The organism is Vibrio genomosp. F6 (genome assembly GCF_005146325.1).
Classification (GTDB): domain Bacteria; phylum Pseudomonadota; class Gammaproteobacteria; order Enterobacterales; family Vibrionaceae; genus Vibrio; species Vibrio cortegadensis.
In genome coordinates this window covers 160,499-178,320 of sequence record NZ_SYUT01000011.1, presented here as the reverse complement: position 1 = coordinate 178,320, position 17,822 = coordinate 160,499, and the positions used below count along the sequence as shown (strand labels likewise).

Genomic DNA, 17,822 nt, shown 5'->3' with positions numbered 1-17,822 from the left:
TAAGAGTTAAGAGTTAAGAAGCACGAGCCAATTGACGGCTTTCGCATAGCATATATAGCCGTAGGAATTTTTGTGTATCAGTCCACGCAGTACCCAACCGCCAGCGGATCAATCTCTGCCATTGAAATAGGGGAACCATCGACCGCGCTGGTAACCCTCGTCTTTATCCATGGTTGGCTAGATAATGCAGCCAGTTTTGTGAGTGTGTTTGAGCAACTTGCGTCTGTATCGCATATACACGCGATTGCTATTGATTTGCCGGGGCATGGTTTATCAAGCCATAAATCAGCATCCAGCTATTACCCCTTTCATGACTATATTGATGATATTTACCAAGTTTTGCACAAAATATCGCCAAACAAACTGGTGTTGGTGGGACATTCACTTGGTGCATTGATAGCAAGTTGTTATAGTGCCGCCTTTCCTGAACAAGTGGCGGGATTAGTTCAAATCGAAGGCAAGGGGCCTCTTTCTGAATCTCCTCAAAAGAGCGTACAGCGTATGCGAAACGGGGTTCTAAGTAGGCAGCGACAACAGCGCAAGCCTTCTCGTCCTTTACGCAGTCAAGAAGATGCCATTATGCTGCGGGCGCATGTTAATGAACTGCCACGTGAAACCATTGCTCCTATCGTGAAGCGGGGAACCGTGCTTAAAGATGGTCATTGGCATTGGAGTCATGACCAGCGGTTAAAGTGCGACTCGATATATCGAATGTCGCCTGAGCATGCACAAGTCATTAACATGGCGATTCAATGTGAACAGCTGATCATTCTCGGGGATAACGGTTTTGACTATTTGTTGAATGATAGCGACACCTTTCATAATGTTCGAGCGAAATTAGTTACAATTCCAGGTGGGCATCATTGTCATTTGGAATATCCAGAACGTGTTTCAGAGCTAATTCTTGGCTTAGTTAACAAAATTTAAACAAGTGTTTGAGTGTTTCGTGCTCAAGTGCTCCGGCTGTGCTGTAATAGTCTGCAATTGATTAATCGCGGCAATAAGACCGTCAGCCCAATTACGAGGAATTTTATTGTGGATAAACCTTGGCTAACACGCTATCCAAATGACGTACCAGAAACAATTAACCCAGATCAATACCATTCATTAATCGATATGTTTGAGCAGTCCGTACAGAAGTATGCGGATCAGCCAGCATTTATGAATATGGGTTCGGTGATGACTTTCCGTAAATTAGAAGAGCGTAGCCGAGCATTCGCAGCATATTTGCAAAATGATTTAAAATTGCAAAAAGGCGATCGTGTTGCGTTGATGATGCCAAACTTATTGCAATACCCAGTAGCGCTATTTGGTGTACTACGTGCGGGTATGATTGCAGTCAATGTAAACCCTCTTTACACCCCTCGTGAGTTAGAACACCAACTCAACGATGCGGATGCAAAAGCTATTGTGATTGTCTCAAACTTTGCAAGCACGTTAGAAAAAGTGGTGGATAACACGCCAGTTAAGCATGTTGTCCTGACCAGCTTAGGACAAATGCTACCAAGAGCGAAGGGAACCATCGTTGACTTTGTGGTGAAATACGTCAAAGGAATGGTGCCAAAATACGATCTTCCTGGTGCAATATCTTTCCGAAAAGCGTTACATAAAGGCCGTCGCCTTCAGTATGTAAAACCGTTCATGACGGGCGATGATATTGCATTCTTACAATACACTGGTGGCACAACTGGTGTGGCGAAAGGTGCAATTCTGACTCACCGTAATATGCTGGCAAATGTCCTACAAGCTAAAGGTGCATACGGGCCAGTGCTTACTGAAGGACGCGAAACCGTCGTCACGGCTCTTCCGCTTTACCACGTGTTTGCGCTGACGGTGAACTGCTTGCTGTTCATTGAGATTGGCGGTAATAACTTGTTGATCACCAATCCACGAGATATCCCTGGCTTTATCAAAGAGCTGCAAAAGAACTCTTTCACTGCGATTACTGGTGTGAATACACTATTTAATGCGCTAGTGAATAATGAAGATTTCCATGAGCTTGATTTTAGTAACCTGCGTTTGGCTGTTGGTGGTGGGATGGCAGTGCAACGAGCTGTTGCTGACCAGTGGAAGAAAATCACAGGTGGTTACTTATTAGAAGGCTACGGGCTGACAGAGTGTTCACCTTTAGTTGCCGCTTACCCTTATGATTTAACTGAATATAATGGTTCGATTGGCTTACCGGTTCCTTCGACTGAAGTTCGAATTATTGATGAAGAAGGTAATCATATTGGTAATGATCAAGTGGGCGAATTGCAGGTTCGTGGCCCGCAAGTGATGCAAGGTTACTGGCAGCGTCCTGAAGCGACTAAAGATGTGATCGATCAAGATGGCTGGTTATCCACTGGCGATATCGTGAAGTTTGATGATGATGGTTTCTTGCATATTGTTGATCGTAAAAAAGATATGATCTTGGTTTCTGGTTTCAATGTTTACCCGAATGAGATTGAAGACGTCGTTGCTCTACACGGCAAAGTGCTTGAAGTTGCGGCAATCGGTCAGCCACATGATGTTTCTGGCGAACTGGTGAAAATCTATGTGGTTAAACGTGATCCTAGCTTAACCAAAGAAGAGATTATCGCTCACTGTAGAGAACATCTAACGGGCTATAAAATTCCTAAAATTGTTGAATTCAAAGAAGACCTACCAAAAACCAATGTTGGTAAGATTCTACGTCGCGTGCTTCGAGAAGAGAATGACGCGAGAATCGAGCAATCTTCAAAACCAGCGGCTTAGTTTTTATAGACAGATACCTTTATGAGTAGTGTCTATAGAGAAGCCTTTGTGTAACGCGACGATTTGAGTAATAAGTACAACACGCTACATAGGTTTAATGATAAAATGCCGGCCGCTAATGCCGGCATTTTTTATTGCTCTTATACAGATAAGAGTTTCGAGAGAGTATTTGTGAATTACCAAATCATTACCGAGTTGAAAGATCTAGAGCGAGTTTGTCAACAAGCCCGTGAAGTTGATGTTGTGATGTTAGATACCGAGTTTGTCCGCACCAGAACCTTCTACCCAATCTTAGGCTTGATACAGTTATTTGATGGTAAAACCTTATCACTTATCGATCCGGTTGCTCTGGATGACATGACACCATTCGTTTCACTGCTGCAAGACACATCAGTTCTGAAGGTGTTGCATGCTTGCGGTGAAGATCTAGAAGTGTTCCAAAACTCATTTGGTTGCACGCCATTCCCAATGGTCGATACACAAGTGATGGCGGCATTTTTAGGCCACGGCTTATCGACAGGTTTTGCGACATTAGTGAATGAGTTTATCGGCATTGAATTAGATAAGAGTGAGTCAAGAACTGACTGGGTTGCTCGTCCTCTTACCACTCGCCAACTCGAATATGCGGCAGCGGACGTATTCTACTTAATGCCGCTTTATGAGAAGTTACTTGAAAAAGTAACCGAGGCCGGCTGGTGGGAAGCCGCGCAGCAAGAGTCTGATTTATTGGTCTCTAAGCGAATCAAAAATATTGACCCTGAAATGGTTTATACCAATATCAAAGGGGCGTGGCAGCTTACACCGCAGCAACTGGCTATTCTGAAGCCGTTGGCAACGTGGCGTTACCAAGAAGCGATTCGTCGTGATTTAGCGCTTAATTTTGTCTTTAAAGAGCAAGAATTATGGACGGTTGCACGATTCTCGATGAAGAACCAAAGGCAAATGGAACAAGAAGGTATTGATCCTCGCTCTATTCGTCGCCACGGTGCAAAAATAGCGTCAATTATTAGTGCGGCAGAGCAAACGCCAGAAGATGAATATCCAGATGCTATTGAACGTTTGATGGACTACCCGGGCTACAAGCAGATTTTTAAAGTGCTTAAAGATGAAGTAAAGCGAGTGTCACAATCGTCAGGGCTATCACCAGAATTTTTGGCTTCAAAGAAACAGCTAAATCAATTCTTGAGCTGGGTTTGGAAGAAAAACCGAGATTCAGCGAAGTTGCCGGATGTGATGCAAGGTTGGAGATTGGAGATTTTAGGTCAACGTTTAGATAAGTTGCTTGAAGCTTAATTGTACTGAACCCAAAACATAAAAAAGGGTGAAAATGTCGATGACGTTTTCACCCTTTTTGTATCTGTGACTTTTAACGTATTACGCTATTTTGAACGTATTTACTCGCGGTACGCCAAATTACTTTTCGTCGTCTGGTAATTTAACATTCAGTTCTAAAACCGAAATGTCATCGCCTTTGTGCTCAAATGAAAGGTCAACCATCGATGGGTCAACGTCAACGTATTTAGCGATCACTTTAAGAATATCTTCTTTTAGTTGAGGCAAATAAGATGGCGCAGGATCATTATGACTACGGCGCTCTGCAACAATAATTTGCAGGCGTTCTTTCGCTAAGTTAGCGGTTGTCTTTTTTTGTGGACGGAAAAACTCTAATAATGACATGACAAATTAGCCCCCAAATAGTCGTTTGAAAATGCCTTTCTTCTCTTCAACTAGGAAGCGAAAATCTACTTGCTCACCCAATAGACGGGCAACAGCATCGTCATAGGCCATACCAGCATCAGATTGTTCATCAAATATTACGGGCACACCTTTATTTGACGCATTGAGTACTGCTTGGCTTTCAGGAATAACCCCTAGCAATGAGATATGTAGGATCTCTTCTACATCTTCTACGCTAAGCATTTCACCTTGATTAACACGAGCTGGGTTGTAACGAGTTAGCAAGAGGTGCTGTTTAACAGGTTCTAACCCTTCCTCCGCTCGGCGAGACTTAGAGTCAAGAATACCCAAAATTCGGTCTGAATCGCGTACAGAAGAGACTTCAGGGTTGGTCGTGACGATTGCTTCATCAGCAAAGTATAGCGCCATTAACGCACCTTGCTCGATACCTGCAGGAGAATCACAGATAATAAAATCAAAGCCCATCTCATCCAGTTCAGCGAATACTCGTTTTACGCCATCTTTTGTCAGCGCATCTTTATCACGAGTTTGGGATGCAGGAAGAATGAAAAGATTCTCAGTGCGCTTATCTTTGATCATCGCTTGATTCAGAGTCGCTTCACCGTTGATCACGTTTACAAAATCATAAACAACGCGGCGTTCACAGCCCATGATCAAATCAAGATTTCGTAAGCCAATATCAAAATCAATTACCGCGGTTTTCTTGCCTTTTAAAGCAAGGCCCGATGCGATAGCGGCGCTGGATGTCGTCTTCCCAACCCCACCTTTACCTGACGTTACAACAATAATGCGTGCCATTATTTTATCCTTAATAATTTAAATACTGAGTACATCTAAATGGAGAACGTCATCAGTCATGCTTAGCATCACTTTTTTCTGCCAGTACTCACTTTCAATTTGATCGCTGAGCCAGTAATTTCCTGCAATGGAAACCAGCTCGGCTTGTAAATCGTTACAAATCACTTTTGCTTCTTTTTGACCGCTTGCCCCTGCGATAGCGCGACCACGCAACGTCCCATGAATGTGAATGCTACCATCGGCAATCACCTCAGCTCCGGCACTGACATGGTTCAAAATAACCAAGTCGGCATCTTTTGCGTAAACTTGTTGGCCTGAACGAATAGGCGTTCGGACAATTTTTGTGGGGGCCATTTTTGCAGGCGCTTGTGAAGGCGTTTTGCTTGCCGTCATCACTGCGAACCCAGCTTCAGAGGCTAAGTTTTGCTCACGTTTATCTTTGCAGCCAGTAACACCAACAGGAATCATCCCAGCGTTGGTGATGCCTTGCTTCAGTTCAGCGAAATCAATATCGCCTTGAACTTTACTGATGTTAATCACAACAGGAGCAGAAGCGAAGAAAGAGGGGGCTTGAGCCACTTTCTCATTTAAAAAATCAACCGTACTAGCAACTTGATTATCAGATAAATGCAAAACTGATAGAGTAAAGCTGCTACCTTTTAGGTCTGGTGTAGTAGACATCGAAAACTTAAGACCTCAGTGGAATAGGCATTGCCTGAAACTAGGCATGTCATGTTATATTCCCAATTCAAGCACAGCAAGTTATCTTGTTGTCAAATGAACGTTTTATTCTCAAAATTGTATAAAGATTGAGAATTCATAAAGAATCTCTGTATTGGCAGAGAGAATTACTAAAGAAGGCTTGTCATGCTGTGTTCTATTTATAAAAGCTTAAAGAAAGAAGGTACATACTTATACATCCCAAAAAAGGATGATTTTTCACAAGTTCCTGACACTTTGATGCAGATGTTCGGCAAACCTAGCTTTGTTATGGTTATCAAAACGGAAGGCCGTACACTGGCTCAAGTTGATATCGAAAAGGTGAAAGAGTCGTTAGCCTCGGATGGCTATTTCTTGCAGTTACCACCACCGCCAGAAAACTTATTAGAGCAACACAAAGAACGAAAAGCACAACAACGTAAGAGCTAAATAATGATAGCTAATTAGCTTAAGGAGCCCGTTTGAAATCAGCACTATCTATCTTGCTTGGTGTAGGGATCGCTAGCCTCTCAACTACTGCGGCCTATGCCGATAGTGATTCTGTAGAAAAACCCAGTTTTGAGCAATATGTTGAACAATTAAAGCAGCAAGGTCGTGAGCAAGGGATCTCTGAGCAGATCTTGTCACAAGCGTTTGCTGACGTGACTTACAAACCGAGAGCAGTAACAGCGGATCGTAATCAGCCTGAAAAGAAATTGACCTTGGATGAGTATATTCCCCGAGCAGTGCCAGATTGGAAAGTTAAGCAAGCGAAAAACCTTTATAAGCAGCACTACGCCGAACTGAAAAAAATTGGTGATGAATATGGGGTTCAGCCTCGATTCATTGTCGCGTTATGGGGCGTTGAAAGTAACTTTGGGAAATTCACCGGTAATTATAACGTCATCGATGCATTATCGACTCTTGCTTATGAGGGGCGTCGTGAAGCATTTTTCCGTAAAGAGACCATGGCAGCATTAACCATTCTAAATGAAGGCCATATTGAGCCGGAAAATTTGAAAGGTTCATGGGCCGGCGCGATGGGCCAACCTCAGTTTATGCCATCTTCATTTTTAGCTTATGCTGCTGATGGTAATGGTGATGGCAAAAAAGATATTTGGAGTAGCGAAGCGGATGTTTTCGCCTCTGCAGCCAGCTATTTAAGCCAATCGGGTTGGGATGATACTTATACGTGGGGAAGGCAAGTACGAGTGCCTCACTCCATCTCTACCGAGCTACAAGGTCGTGATGCAGAGAAGGCCAAAACGTTGGAAGAGTGGCAAGCGTTAGGTGTGACTCGTTATAACGGTAAACCTCTTCCTAAGCTGGACAAGCCGCTGAATGCTTGGCTGATCTTACCTGATGATGTAGACGGGCGAGCTTACCTCATTTACAACAACTACAATGTATTGATGAAGTGGAACCGCTCGTATTACTTTGCATTAGCGGTTAGCCATTTGGCCGATAGAATCAAGTTTCATTAGTCAAAGCGTAATAATACCAATCACAGTAAGTAGGTGGTCATAAAAAGCGCAGGAAAAATGCTTGAGAACAAGGCAGAAATTTTCGATAAGTAGTTATTCTACAATCAAAATTTCTAACGCCGTTATCGAGTATTTTAACAAGCTAGGATGACCAGTTATTTACTACGATTGGTATAATCATCCGCTAGATCGAAAACACCGCTCACTATTCATGGGCGGTGTTTTTTTGTTTAAATCGCTGTTATTGCAGTCATTACTGTTATCGCTCAGTCTCTGCTTTACGCTCAGAACAAAAACAAATGACAGCAGCGATTAGTCATAGATTTAACGGCGATATTGCTCACAAGCGATCATGGTATTTTCAATCAAGCTCGCCACCGTCATCGGGCCAACACCACCAGGAACGGGAGTGATAAAGCTGGCTTTCTCTTTCGCGACATCGTACTCAACATCACCAACTAACTTGCCTGACTCTTGGCGGTTGATGCCCACATCGACCACAACGGCACCTTCTTTAATCCATGCGCCAGGGATAAAGTTTGCTTTACCCACTGCGACCACAACCACATCCGCTTGGCGTACATGGCTTTCAAGATCTTTGGTGAAACGGTGACAAGTCGTCGTCGTACAACCTGCTAGAAGTAGTTCCAGCGTCATAGGGCGGCCAACAATGTTCGACGCACCAACCACAACTGCATGTTTACCGCGCAGATCAATATTGTAGCGGTCAAGTAGGGTGATGATCCCTTTTGGCGTGCAAGAACGAAGTTTTGGGATACGCTGAGCTAAGCGACCGACGTTATAAGGGTGGAAGCCATCAACATCTTTTTCCGGAGTGATACGCTCTAAGATATGTGTGGTATCAATGCCTGCAGGAAGAGGTAGCTGTACTAAGATGCCATCGATTTCAGGATCTTCATTGAGTTGGTCAACTAAAGCGAGCAGTTCACTTTCACTTGCCGTAGCAGGTAAGTCATAAGATTTTGAGACGAAACCAACTTCATCACAAGCTCTACGCTTACTTCCAACATAGACTTGTGAGGCTGAATCTTCACCGACTAAGACTACCGCTAGGCCGGGAGCTCGCAGTCCGGCTTCTCTTCGCGCTTTTACACGTGCGGCGACTTCCGAGCGAACCGTTTGAGAAATTAACTTTCCATCAATGTTTTGAGCAGTCATGACTTTCCTTAGAAAATGGTCTTGAAATTAGAGATGTTAATAATTTTTAGCGCATTGTGGCAGAAATTGTTTTTTATTTCCATTAAGCAATCGTTTGCTTTGTTCTATTTTTCATCACATAAGCACCAGTTGAGCTTTTTTTGGTCATTCAGATCATAATGTTAGATAAAAGCGTTGCTTTAGCTCTGTCATCTCGTATAATTCACCCCACAAAGCGCCCTTAGCTCAGCTGGATAGAGCACCTGCCTTCTAAGCAGGTGGTCACAGGTTCGAATCCTGTAGGGCGTACCATATTGAAAGAACCGCTGTAAGTGTATGCTTGCAGCGGTTTTTTGCATTATGAGCTTTTATTTTACCTCTGCTGTTAATGCCTCTTCTCTCTCTGATTTTCCTCTTCGCTGTTATCTCGACATACAAATAACCACTGATAAATTAAGGATTTATGCATTTGATTTCATTTTAAATGTTTGGCATGTTGTCTTACCACCTGTTGATTTAATCTCTCTTTTAAAGCGGTACTAGAACGAAATGATTAACGGGTAAATCGCCATTAGCATGAGGCTGAATGGATTCTTTCATCAAAGGAGAAGATGATGAGCATAGAAACATGGATGTACTATTTACTTGCCGTTTTGATACTAACCGCATCCCCAGGGCCCAGTTCACTACTGTGTATGACCAAAGCGGTGAGTTCAGGTTTTAAGTTGTCGATCTTTACGGCCTTGGGAAGCTTAACCGCCATTACTGGAATTTTAACGTTGTCGTTTACCGGACTAGGGGTGCTAATTGCCTCATCTGAAATGGTGTTCAATATTGTTAAATGGACAGGGGCGGCTTACTTGGTTTACTTAGGTTGGAAAGCGTTGACCTCGACGCAAGAGTCTTATCAAATTGATGGTCAGGCTCAACCTGATAATGTGAAGCGCATCGCTCATTTTACGAGTGGTTTCATTGTCGGAGCCAGCAACCCTAAAGCCATTTTATTCTTTACCGCTCTTTTCCCACAGTTCATTGACCCTAACGCTTCATTGCTTGCTCAATATGCAGTATTTGCGACGACCTTTGCTTGTATGGAACTCTCTTGGCTGCTCTTTTATGCCTACCTTGGTTCTAAGTCCTCAAACTGGATATTAGCCAAAGGGAGAGCCAAGTTATTTAATAAGCTTACAGGCGGTGTATTCATGAGTGCAGGCATATTGCTTTCCACCACCAGTCGCTCTTAAGCCTTTAACTCTTTAAGTGATCGGGGATTCTTTCGGTTATAGCGGATTCGATGTTGCTGCGGATTCTCGGTGGCAACATTCTCGTGGCAACATTGGTATCGTTATCAGCCTTGAGGCAAAAAATCCAAATTAGGTGCACATCAAAAACCTTGGCTAAGTTTCTAGTCAGCGTAAATTGTGATCATTGCCCTGCTTAGTCTCTAATAATTATATAAATAGGCATGATTAAACGTGTCGGCCAGATTTACACTGTGTTAATTCGATGTAATGAGAAAGGTTTAGGGATGCACACAAAGACTCACATACTGGTTGTTGATGATGATCAGGAGATCCGAGAACTACTCGAAGAGTATCTCACCAAGTCTGGATTTTTTGTGTCGTCTGTCAGTGATGGTGTGGAGTTAGCGCAAGCAATAGAAGTTAACGGTTATCCTGACCTGATTTTGCTTGATGTAATGTTACCGGGTGAAGATGGATTCACACTGTGTCAAAAAGTTCGAAAACACTCCAACGTTCCCATTATTATGCTGACAGCGGTGTCCGATGAAACCGATCAAATCATTGGTCTTGAAATTGGTGCTGATGATTATATCGCGAAGCCATTCAGCCCTCGTCAGTTAATGGCGCGAATAAAAGCCTTGCTACGTCGCGTTCAGGCTAGTGATGAGAAGCCGAGCGATGCACTTCCTAAGTTGATCACTTTTGGTGATTGGCAGCTCGATACTTTAGCGCACCGAATCATCAACCTTGAGAATAACGATGAGCATGACCTGTCAGGGAGTGACTTTTCTCTGTTGATGCTGTTTTTGTCGCGTCCTAATGAAGTCTTAGATCGAGATACCATCTCATTCGCGACTCGAGGCAGAGAAGCCTTACCGTTTGAACGTGGGATTGATGTTCAACTCAGTCGTTTGCGTCAACGGTTGGGTGATAGCGGTAAATACCCTCACTATATTAAAACCATGCGTGGAAACGGCTATATTCTGGCAGTTCCTGTCAATATTGAGCATTAACTTCAGATGTTAATCAATGGATGAGGAACGAGCATGAAGCGCAAAGAGCCATTCAGTGTACTTCGCCCCAACTCTTTAGTGGCAAGAACCTTATGGTTGACGCTTATTGCTGTGGTTCTGGCTCAAGGTGTGGCGACAGGAATTTGGTACCATCAGTCTAAACAGAAAGAGCTTGAGGGTATTCGTTCTACTTCTGCCAGTATGGCAAATATGTTTGCCTCAACCGTCACCTTTTTTCAGTCGCTTCCCGTAAAATATCGCCATATCGTATTGGACCAAATTCGCAATATGGGTGGCACTCGCTTCTTTGTCTCATTCAATAAAAACGAACTCATCGTTGAGCCGATTCCGGATACCCAATTGAAACTGGTCGCGATGGATTCAGTGAAACAAGTGCTGGAGAGTAAGCTCAATAAAGTGGAAACCGTGTTGGTTGATTTTTCACCACCTGAAAAACTACGCTTGTTGAAAAATGACATTTATCTTAGCGACCTCCCCAAGTCATGGGCGCACCACACGTTGACCTTAGAGCCACTGAACCCTCCTGTGTTGGTGGTTCAAATTCAGCTTGCCGAACATGAGTGGGTCTATATCGCGGCTTTACTTCCGGCTCCTTATGTCAGCTTAGATGACACCATTTTAGGGCGAGAACAGATGATGTTTTTGTTCTTCTCGACGATTTTGTTGTTAGTACTTACATACCTGATGATACGGCGTCAGGTCAGGCCATTAAAAAACTTAGCCAAAGCTGCGAATGAAATGAGTATGGATATCGATCAACCGCCATTACGTGAAGAAGGAGCGACAGAGCTGGTCACCGCGACGCGTGCTTTTAATCGAATGCAGATGCGTATTAGGCGTTATGTGGCCGATCGAGAACACCTTTTTTCTGCTATCTCTCACGATCTCAAAACGCCTATTACTCGGTTGAGATTACGAACTGAATTGCTGGAAGATGAGGTAAAGCGAAACAAGTTCAATCGAGACCTCGATGAGTTAGAGATCATGGTGAAAGGGGCGTTGCAATGCGTTCGCGATACGGATTTGCATGAGAACAACGCCTATGTCGATCTCAATGAGATGCTATTTTCGGTGATGGAATCCCATAATCAGAAAGCAACAAAGGTTGAGTTTGCTCGTACTGATATTGAACCGATTGTAGCGAAGCCTTTAGCGATCAAACGAGTATTAACCAACCTGATTGATAACGGTGTGAAGTATGGCCACCGAGTCAACGTAACGCTGGAAGAGTTCGATGACTGGGTCGCGATCACCATTACTGATCACGGCGAAGGGATCCCCGAAGATAAGTTAGAAGCCGTATTCGAACCTTACTTTCGGATTGCAACTGACAGTGAAGGTCATGGTTTAGGGCTTGGGATCTGCCGTAATATTCTTCATGGACATGGGGGAGATCTCATTATCAGCAACTCACTAAATAGCGGATTAATCGCGCAAGTCTTTATACCACGTAGTCTGGATGTCTAATGTAACAATTGTGTTACATGGGGCTTACCTTTTGTTTCAATCTTATCAATCAGATTAAGTAGACTCTCTATTGAACCGGACAAACATGGAAGAACATAATGAAACTCAATAAAACCCTACTTACTCTATCTCTTCTTGCAGCCTCAACATTCTCTCAAGCGGGTGAGGTGGAAGTGCTTCACTGGTGGACGGCTGGTGGCGAAGCGAAATCTGCAGCGGTACTGAAAGAGATGATTGAAACACAAGGCCATACATGGAAAGATTTTGCAGTGGCTGGTGGTGGCGGTGAAAGTGCGATGACCGTTTTAAAAACGCGAGCAGTCTCTGGTAACCCACCATCAGCGGCGCAGATCAAAGGTCATGATATTCAAGAGTGGGGTGGCTTAGGTTTTCTAACGTCTCTCGATGCAACAGCGAAACAAGAAAAGTGGGATGATCTTCTACCAGCGGTTGTGACTAAAGTGATGAAATGGGATGGCGAATATGTGGCCGTTCCTGTCAATGTTCACCGTGTTAACTGGCTTTGGGCTAACCCTGTTGTTTTAGAAAAATCAGGCGTTACGGTTCCGACTACATTAGATGAGTTCTTTGTTGCGGCAGACAAGATTAAAGCGGCTGGCTTCATTCCATTGGCTCATGGTGGTCAGCCTTGGCAAGACGCGACGGTATTCGAAGCAGTGGCTCTCGACGTGCTAGGCAGTGAAGATTACAACAAAGCGTTCGTAGAACTTGATATGGACGTGTTATCTGGCGACAAAATGGTGGAAGTATTCACCAAATTCAAAAAGATGCGTGACTACATCGACAGCAACTCTCCAGGTCGTGATTGGAACGTCGCAACGTCAATGGTTATCAATGGTGAAGCAGCGATGCAAATCATGGGTGACTGGGCGAAAGGCGAATTTACCGCCGCTGGTAAAGTGCCGGGTAAAGATTACATCTGTGCACCAGCACCGGGCACCGATGGCCAGTTCACTTTCAACATCGATAGCTTTGCGTTCTTTGAGTTGAGTGACAAAGAGAACCAAAAAGCGCAGCAAGACCTAGCGAAAACCATTCTTACCAAAGATTTCCAAGAAGTCTTCAACCTTAACAAAGGTTCAATCCCAGTACGTCTAGATATGGACATGTCTAAGTTTGACCAATGTGCGTTGGACTCAATGGCAACCTTCAAAGCGAGTGCGGAATCTGGCGACCTTGTTCCGAGTATGGCTCACGGCCTAGCGACGACAAGTTACGCGCAAGGCGCAATTTACGACGTGGTAACCAACTTCTTCAATGAGAAAGATGCCGATCCAAAAGAAGCGGCAGCTAAGTTAGCGAAAGCAGTGAAAGCGGCTATCTAATCTAACTTGGTCTAACACCAAACCCCCAGGGTGGGTAGGCTCGTAGGGAGCCTATCTACTCTTCACTCCCAATTCTGATATGCGTGATGCTGATGTGGTGCCGAAAGGCAAGCCATTGGCTCGATTGTGCAACAAGGATAAGTTATGGAGCATGTTTTGACTGAGTCGACTCCAAAACCCACAAGGAGCCAGCCTGCACCGAAACCGAGTTTTGCTGACAGGTTGCAACATTGGCTACCTAAGATTGTGCTAGCGCCGACCGCGTTAGTGACCGTGGTGTGTATCTACGGCTACATTTTTTGGACGGCAGCGTTGTCGTTCACTAACTCTCGATTTCTACCGAGCTTCAACTTCGTTGGTTTAACCCAATATGAAAAGCTGATGGACAACGATCGCTGGATCACTTCAATCACCAACCTCGGCGTATTTGGTTTTCTATTTATGGCGATTGCTATCTTGCTTGGTGTCGGTTTAGCGGTATTGCTTGACCAGAATATCCGTCAAGAAGGGGCGATTCGCACTATCTATCTCTACCCAATGGCGCTGTCATTCATCGTGACAGGTACGGCGTGGAAGTGGATCCTTAACCCAGGTCTTGGCATTGAAAAGTTGATGCAAGACTGGGGATTTACTGACTTCAAATTTGATTGGCTAGTCGACTCCGAAATGTCGGTGTATACCTTGGTTATCGCGGCACTTTGGCAATCATCAGGCTTCGTGATGGCGATGTTCTTAGCAGGCCTTCGTGGCATTGACTCTTCAATCATCAAAGCCGCTCAAATTGATGGGGCAAGCTTACCCACTATTTATCTCAAAATCATTCTGCCTTGCTTGCGCCCTGTGGTTTTCAGTGCGGTGATCATCACCTCACACATTGCGATTAAGAGCTTCGACCTTGTGACCGCGATGACAGCGGGTGGCCCAGGTTATTCATCGGATCTTCCAGCGCTATTCATGTACGCACACTCGTTTACACGCGGACAAATCGGCCTTGGTGCTGCCAGTGCCATGATGATGCTTGCGGGTATTTTAGCGATTCTGGTGCCTTATCTTTACTCTGAACTTAGGGAGAAAAAGTCATGATGAACAACATCAACTTTGCTCGAATGTTTATCTATTCAGCACTGCTTTTCTTCTGCTTAGTTTACCTAATGCCACTGTTCGTAATGGTACTGACCTCATTCAAAACCTTGCCAGACATTAAGGCGGGCAATTTGATGAGCTTGCCGAAAGAGTGGGTGTTTGATGCTTGGTATAAAGCGTGGGACACCGCGTGCACTGGCGTTAAATGTGAAGGCATCAAAGGTTATTTTTGGAATTCGTTCCAAATGGTGATTCCTGCGGTCGCAATCTCAACATTGCTCGGTGCATTCAACGGCTACGTAGTAACAAAATGGCAGTTCAAAGGTTCAAATCTGTTCTTTAGCCTGTTGCTGTTTGGTTGCTTCATCCCATTCCAAGTGGTGCTGCTGCCAATGGCGACCATGCTTGGCAAGATGGGCTTGGCTAACACAACCATCGGTTTGGTGATTGTGCATGTTATCTACGGCATGGCGTTTACGACTCTGTTTTTCCGTAACTTCTACATCTCGATTCCTGATGAGTTGATCAAAGCGGCAAAACTGGATGGTGCGGGCTTCTTCACCATTTTCTTCAAGATCTTATTACCGATCTCTACACCCATCATCATGGTGACGGTGATCTGGCAGTTCACCGCAATCTGGAACGATTTCTTGTTCGGGGTGGTGTACTCAGGCTCAGAGACTCAACCAATCACCGTAGCATTAAACAACTTAGTCAATACCAGCACGGGCGTTAAAGAATACAACGTCGATATGGCTGCCGCTATTATCGCCGCACTGCCAACGCTGTTGGTGTATGTCTTCGCAGGAAAATATTTTGTTCGTGGCCTAACGGCAGGATCAGTAAAAGGATAATTACCCATGGCAACATTAGATTTAAAACAGATCCGTAAAACCTATCGCAACGCGGACAACGAAACGTTAAAGGGCATCGACATCAGTATCGATTCGGGGGAATTTTTGATACTTGTCGGCCCTTCGGGGTGTGGAAAATCCACCCTGATGAACACCATTGCTGGGCTAGAGAACATTAGCTCGGGTGAAATCGTGATTGATGGTGTTGACGTGGCTCAGGTTGAACCTAAAGACCGCGACATCGCGATGGTATTCCAATCATACGCGCTATACCCAAACATGACGGTACGTGGCAATATCGCTTTTGGGTTAAAAATCAAAAAAATGCCCAAAGATGAAATCGATGCTGAAGTGAATCGAGTGGCAGAAATGCTGCAAATTGATCAACTTCTGGATCGTAAACCGTCGCAACTTTCTGGTGGACAAAGACAAAGGGTCGCCATGGGCCGTGCGCTTGCTCGTCGCCCCAAGTTGTATCTTTTTGATGAACCGTTATCTAATTTGGATGCGAAATTGCGGGTTGAGATGCGCCACCAAATAAAGCGACTTCACCAACAATTAAATACCACCATAGTGTATGTCACTCATGACCAAATTGAAGCCATGACATTAGCAGATAGGATCGCGGTGATGAAAGATGGTGAGCTGCAACAACTAGGAACGCCAAAAGAGATCTACACTCGTCCGAATAATATGTTTGTTGCTGGCTTTATGGGGTCACCATCGATGAACTTCATCAAGACAATGGTGGATCTAGATGTCGAACAGAACCCAATCATTAAGGTGATAGGGACTGAAAACCAAGAGCACCATATTCGCTTACCACAATCGATGCGCGAGCAAGATGGCAAAGAGGTAGTGATCGGATTAAGGCCCGAACATATTACCGATCAAGCAGGGGATGATGTTTCCGCGTCTACCTTGCTTGACCTGAAATTAGAGGTTTTGGAACCCACTGGGCCAGATACTATCGCGATGGTGAAAGTGAACGACCAAGAAGTGGCTTGTCGTTTGTCTCCTGAGTTCGAAGTGACCGTTGGACAAATGGCGCCATTGCATTTTGATTTATCGAAAGCAGTATTCTTTGACGCGCAAACAGAAGCGAGAATTGATTTCTAATTCGGAAGGAAAACGGTAAATTGAATCAGAAGGCAACGTCGGAATTGAGATGTTGCCTTTTTTTGTTCTGCTGGGGCTAAGTTTTAAGTTTTAAGTTTTAAGTGCTAAGTGCTTGGCCATGAACATTAACGGTTTAAACGGCTCGTTGGCAAATATGAGGGATATAGAGTTTGAGATAAGATTCAGTAAGGCGAACCGCTTCGTTGGCAAGTTCCGGTGTGATACAGCCGTGCTGACGATAAGACAGTGAATAAATTTTGTCTGCTACTTGCAACGAAATCGCAAACACATTGATGGGTTGCGATAATTGCGGAACGTCGAAGTACTGTCGATAAATCATCTCAACTTCATTACCCAGTATTAGATCGTGCTCAGTATCTGCATGGCCTAATTCGGTAAAAGTATGTCGTCCTAAAATCAACTTTCTCGCAATAGGGTTAGTGTTGTAATAGTTCACATAAGCTGTTTCAATCATGCGATTAATATCCGTCCAATGCGTCACTTTCTCGGCATCAATACACTGATGCAGCAAGGCGTCAAAATCCTTAAATACATCATCAAGCAAATTTTGGAACAGGTTTTCAATGTTTGGATAGTGGTGATAGACGGTAGACGTTGCCATTCCGCACTCTTTCGCTACATCGTACATAGAGATATCTGTGGCTTCACGGCGTTCCATTAACTGGGCCACGGCATCATGGATTTTCAGTAGCTTCTCTTGCGTTGTTACTTTTCGCATACGACGGTGCTCACTATTATTGAAGCGGTCAAAAAACATAAAGGGTTGTGGGGAAAAAATCCATTCTATCAATCGGAAGTTTGACTCAGTACCTCTTTATGCCTTCCTCATGTTGGTTTTGCAAATACACAAAGTTAGAACAATATTGACGCTGAATATGTACTCTTTATTTGTTCCTCAAGTACACATAGAAAGAGGCTAATAAAATCCCCTTTACTGTATTGAAGTTTTCGCAGTGCATCGGGGATAAAAATCACAATTCGATGGCTGCTTTCGATTTCGCTTGGTAAGTTGTTCTTCCATCACATAATGCCGTAAGAATCATCAAATTCTTCAGATATGTGATCTTGAATTTGAAACTGG

At 44.1% G+C, this 17,822-nt stretch carries 17 protein-coding genes and 1 tRNA gene; 13 read left to right on the top strand and 5 right to left on the bottom strand.

The genetic code is table 11. From position 1 onward, the window contains the following. Positions 1-72 precede the first annotated feature (72 nt). The 3 genes from FCV43_RS02845 (at position 73) to rnd (ending at position 4,029) form a co-directional block, all read left to right on the top strand. A complete protein-coding gene (locus FCV43_RS02845) occupies positions 73-927 on the top strand; it encodes an alpha/beta fold hydrolase (RefSeq protein WP_136993961.1) in 855 nt (284 codons plus the stop codon). Positions 928-1,035: 108 nt separating this feature from the next. Continuing rightward, entirely contained in the window at positions 1,036-2,736 is a 1,701-nt protein-coding gene (fadD, locus tag FCV43_RS02840) for a long-chain-fatty-acid--CoA ligase FadD (RefSeq protein WP_136993960.1), read from the top strand. 171 nt (positions 2,737-2,907) lie between these two features. Then, entirely contained in the window at positions 2,908-4,029 is a 1,122-nt protein-coding gene (rnd, locus tag FCV43_RS02835) for a ribonuclease D (protein ID WP_136993959.1), read from the top strand. A gap of 120 nt (positions 4,030-4,149) precedes the next feature. Here rnd and minE read toward each other — a convergent pair whose 3' ends face one another. From minE to minC, 3 genes are read right to left on the bottom strand one after another with little or no spacing between them, the layout of a single operon-like run. Next, positions 4,150-4,413, bottom strand: coding sequence for a cell division topological specificity factor MinE (gene minE / locus FCV43_RS02830; RefSeq protein ID WP_017051323.1), 264 nt, complete (start codon positions 4,411-4,413; stop codon positions 4,150-4,152). Positions 4,414-4,419: 6 nt separating this feature from the next. Beyond that, entirely contained in the window at positions 4,420-5,232 is an 813-nt protein-coding gene (gene minD / locus FCV43_RS02825) for a septum site-determining protein MinD (protein WP_017051322.1), read from the bottom strand. Between the two features lie 18 nt (positions 5,233-5,250). After that, the gene (minC, locus tag FCV43_RS02820) at positions 5,251-5,913 is read right to left on the bottom strand and encodes a septum site-determining protein MinC (protein WP_017051321.1); all 663 of its coding nucleotides are present in this window, start codon (positions 5,911-5,913) and stop codon (positions 5,251-5,253) included. A 186-nt stretch (positions 5,914-6,099) separates the two neighbouring features. Here minC and FCV43_RS02815 point away from each other — a divergent pair, with 186 nt between their 5' ends. Beyond that, a complete protein-coding gene (locus FCV43_RS02815) occupies positions 6,100-6,381 on the top strand; it encodes a YcgL domain-containing protein (RefSeq protein ID WP_136993958.1) in 282 nt (93 codons plus the stop codon). A gap of 32 nt (positions 6,382-6,413) precedes the next feature. Continuing rightward, positions 6,414-7,415 carry a lytic murein transglycosylase gene (locus FCV43_RS02810; RefSeq protein ID WP_136993957.1) on the top strand — a complete coding sequence of 334 codons (1,002 nt, stop codon included), beginning with the start codon at positions 6,414-6,416 and terminating at the stop codon, positions 7,413-7,415. Between the two features lie 324 nt (positions 7,416-7,739). Here FCV43_RS02810 and folD read toward each other — a convergent pair whose 3' ends face one another. Beyond that, positions 7,740-8,594, bottom strand: a complete 855-nt coding sequence (folD, locus tag FCV43_RS02805) for a bifunctional methylenetetrahydrofolate dehydrogenase/methenyltetrahydrofolate cyclohydrolase FolD (RefSeq protein WP_136993956.1) — start codon at positions 8,592-8,594, stop codon at positions 7,740-7,742. Between the two features lie 214 nt (positions 8,595-8,808). On the opposite strand from folD, the gene FCV43_RS02800 reads away from it, so the two are divergent. From FCV43_RS02800 to FCV43_RS02765, 8 genes are all read left to right on the top strand, one after another. Beyond that, positions 8,809-8,885, top strand: a tRNA-Arg gene (locus tag FCV43_RS02800). A 302-nt stretch (positions 8,886-9,187) separates the two neighbouring features. Continuing rightward, on the top strand, positions 9,188-9,817 hold the full coding sequence (locus FCV43_RS02795; RefSeq protein ID WP_136993955.1) for a LysE family translocator: 630 nt from the start codon (positions 9,188-9,190) through the stop codon (positions 9,815-9,817). A gap of 284 nt (positions 9,818-10,101) precedes the next feature. Continuing rightward, on the top strand, positions 10,102-10,830 hold the full coding sequence (locus FCV43_RS02790) for a response regulator (protein WP_017053353.1): 729 nt from the start codon (positions 10,102-10,104) through the stop codon (positions 10,828-10,830). A 33-nt stretch (positions 10,831-10,863) separates the two neighbouring features. Continuing rightward, positions 10,864-12,318, top strand: a complete 1,455-nt coding sequence (locus FCV43_RS02785; protein WP_136993954.1) for an ATP-binding protein — start codon at positions 10,864-10,866, stop codon at positions 12,316-12,318. Positions 12,319-12,416: 98 nt separating this feature from the next. After that, on the top strand, positions 12,417-13,664 hold the full coding sequence (locus tag FCV43_RS02780) for an ABC transporter substrate-binding protein (protein ID WP_017053351.1): 1,248 nt from the start codon (positions 12,417-12,419) through the stop codon (positions 13,662-13,664). Between the two features lie 144 nt (positions 13,665-13,808). Then, the gene (locus FCV43_RS02775; protein ID WP_009848503.1) at positions 13,809-14,747 is read left to right on the top strand and encodes a carbohydrate ABC transporter permease; all 939 of its coding nucleotides are present in this window, start codon (positions 13,809-13,811) and stop codon (positions 14,745-14,747) included. Continuing rightward, positions 14,744-15,601 carry a carbohydrate ABC transporter permease gene (locus FCV43_RS02770; protein ID WP_136993953.1) on the top strand — a complete coding sequence of 286 codons (858 nt, stop codon included), beginning with the start codon at positions 14,744-14,746 and terminating at the stop codon, positions 15,599-15,601. The genes FCV43_RS02775 and FCV43_RS02770 overlap by 4 nt, the downstream gene beginning before the upstream one ends. Before the next feature lie 6 nt (positions 15,602-15,607). Further along, complete coding sequence (locus FCV43_RS02765) at positions 15,608-16,720, top strand: ABC transporter ATP-binding protein (RefSeq protein ID WP_136993952.1); 1,113 nt, start codon at positions 15,608-15,610, stop codon at positions 16,718-16,720. Positions 16,721-16,853: 133 nt separating this feature from the next. Here FCV43_RS02765 and FCV43_RS02760 read toward each other — a convergent pair whose 3' ends face one another. Then, complete coding sequence (locus tag FCV43_RS02760) at positions 16,854-17,459, bottom strand: TetR/AcrR family transcriptional regulator (RefSeq protein ID WP_029203448.1); 606 nt, start codon at positions 17,457-17,459, stop codon at positions 16,854-16,856. Between the last annotated feature and the right edge of the window lie 363 nt (positions 17,460-17,822).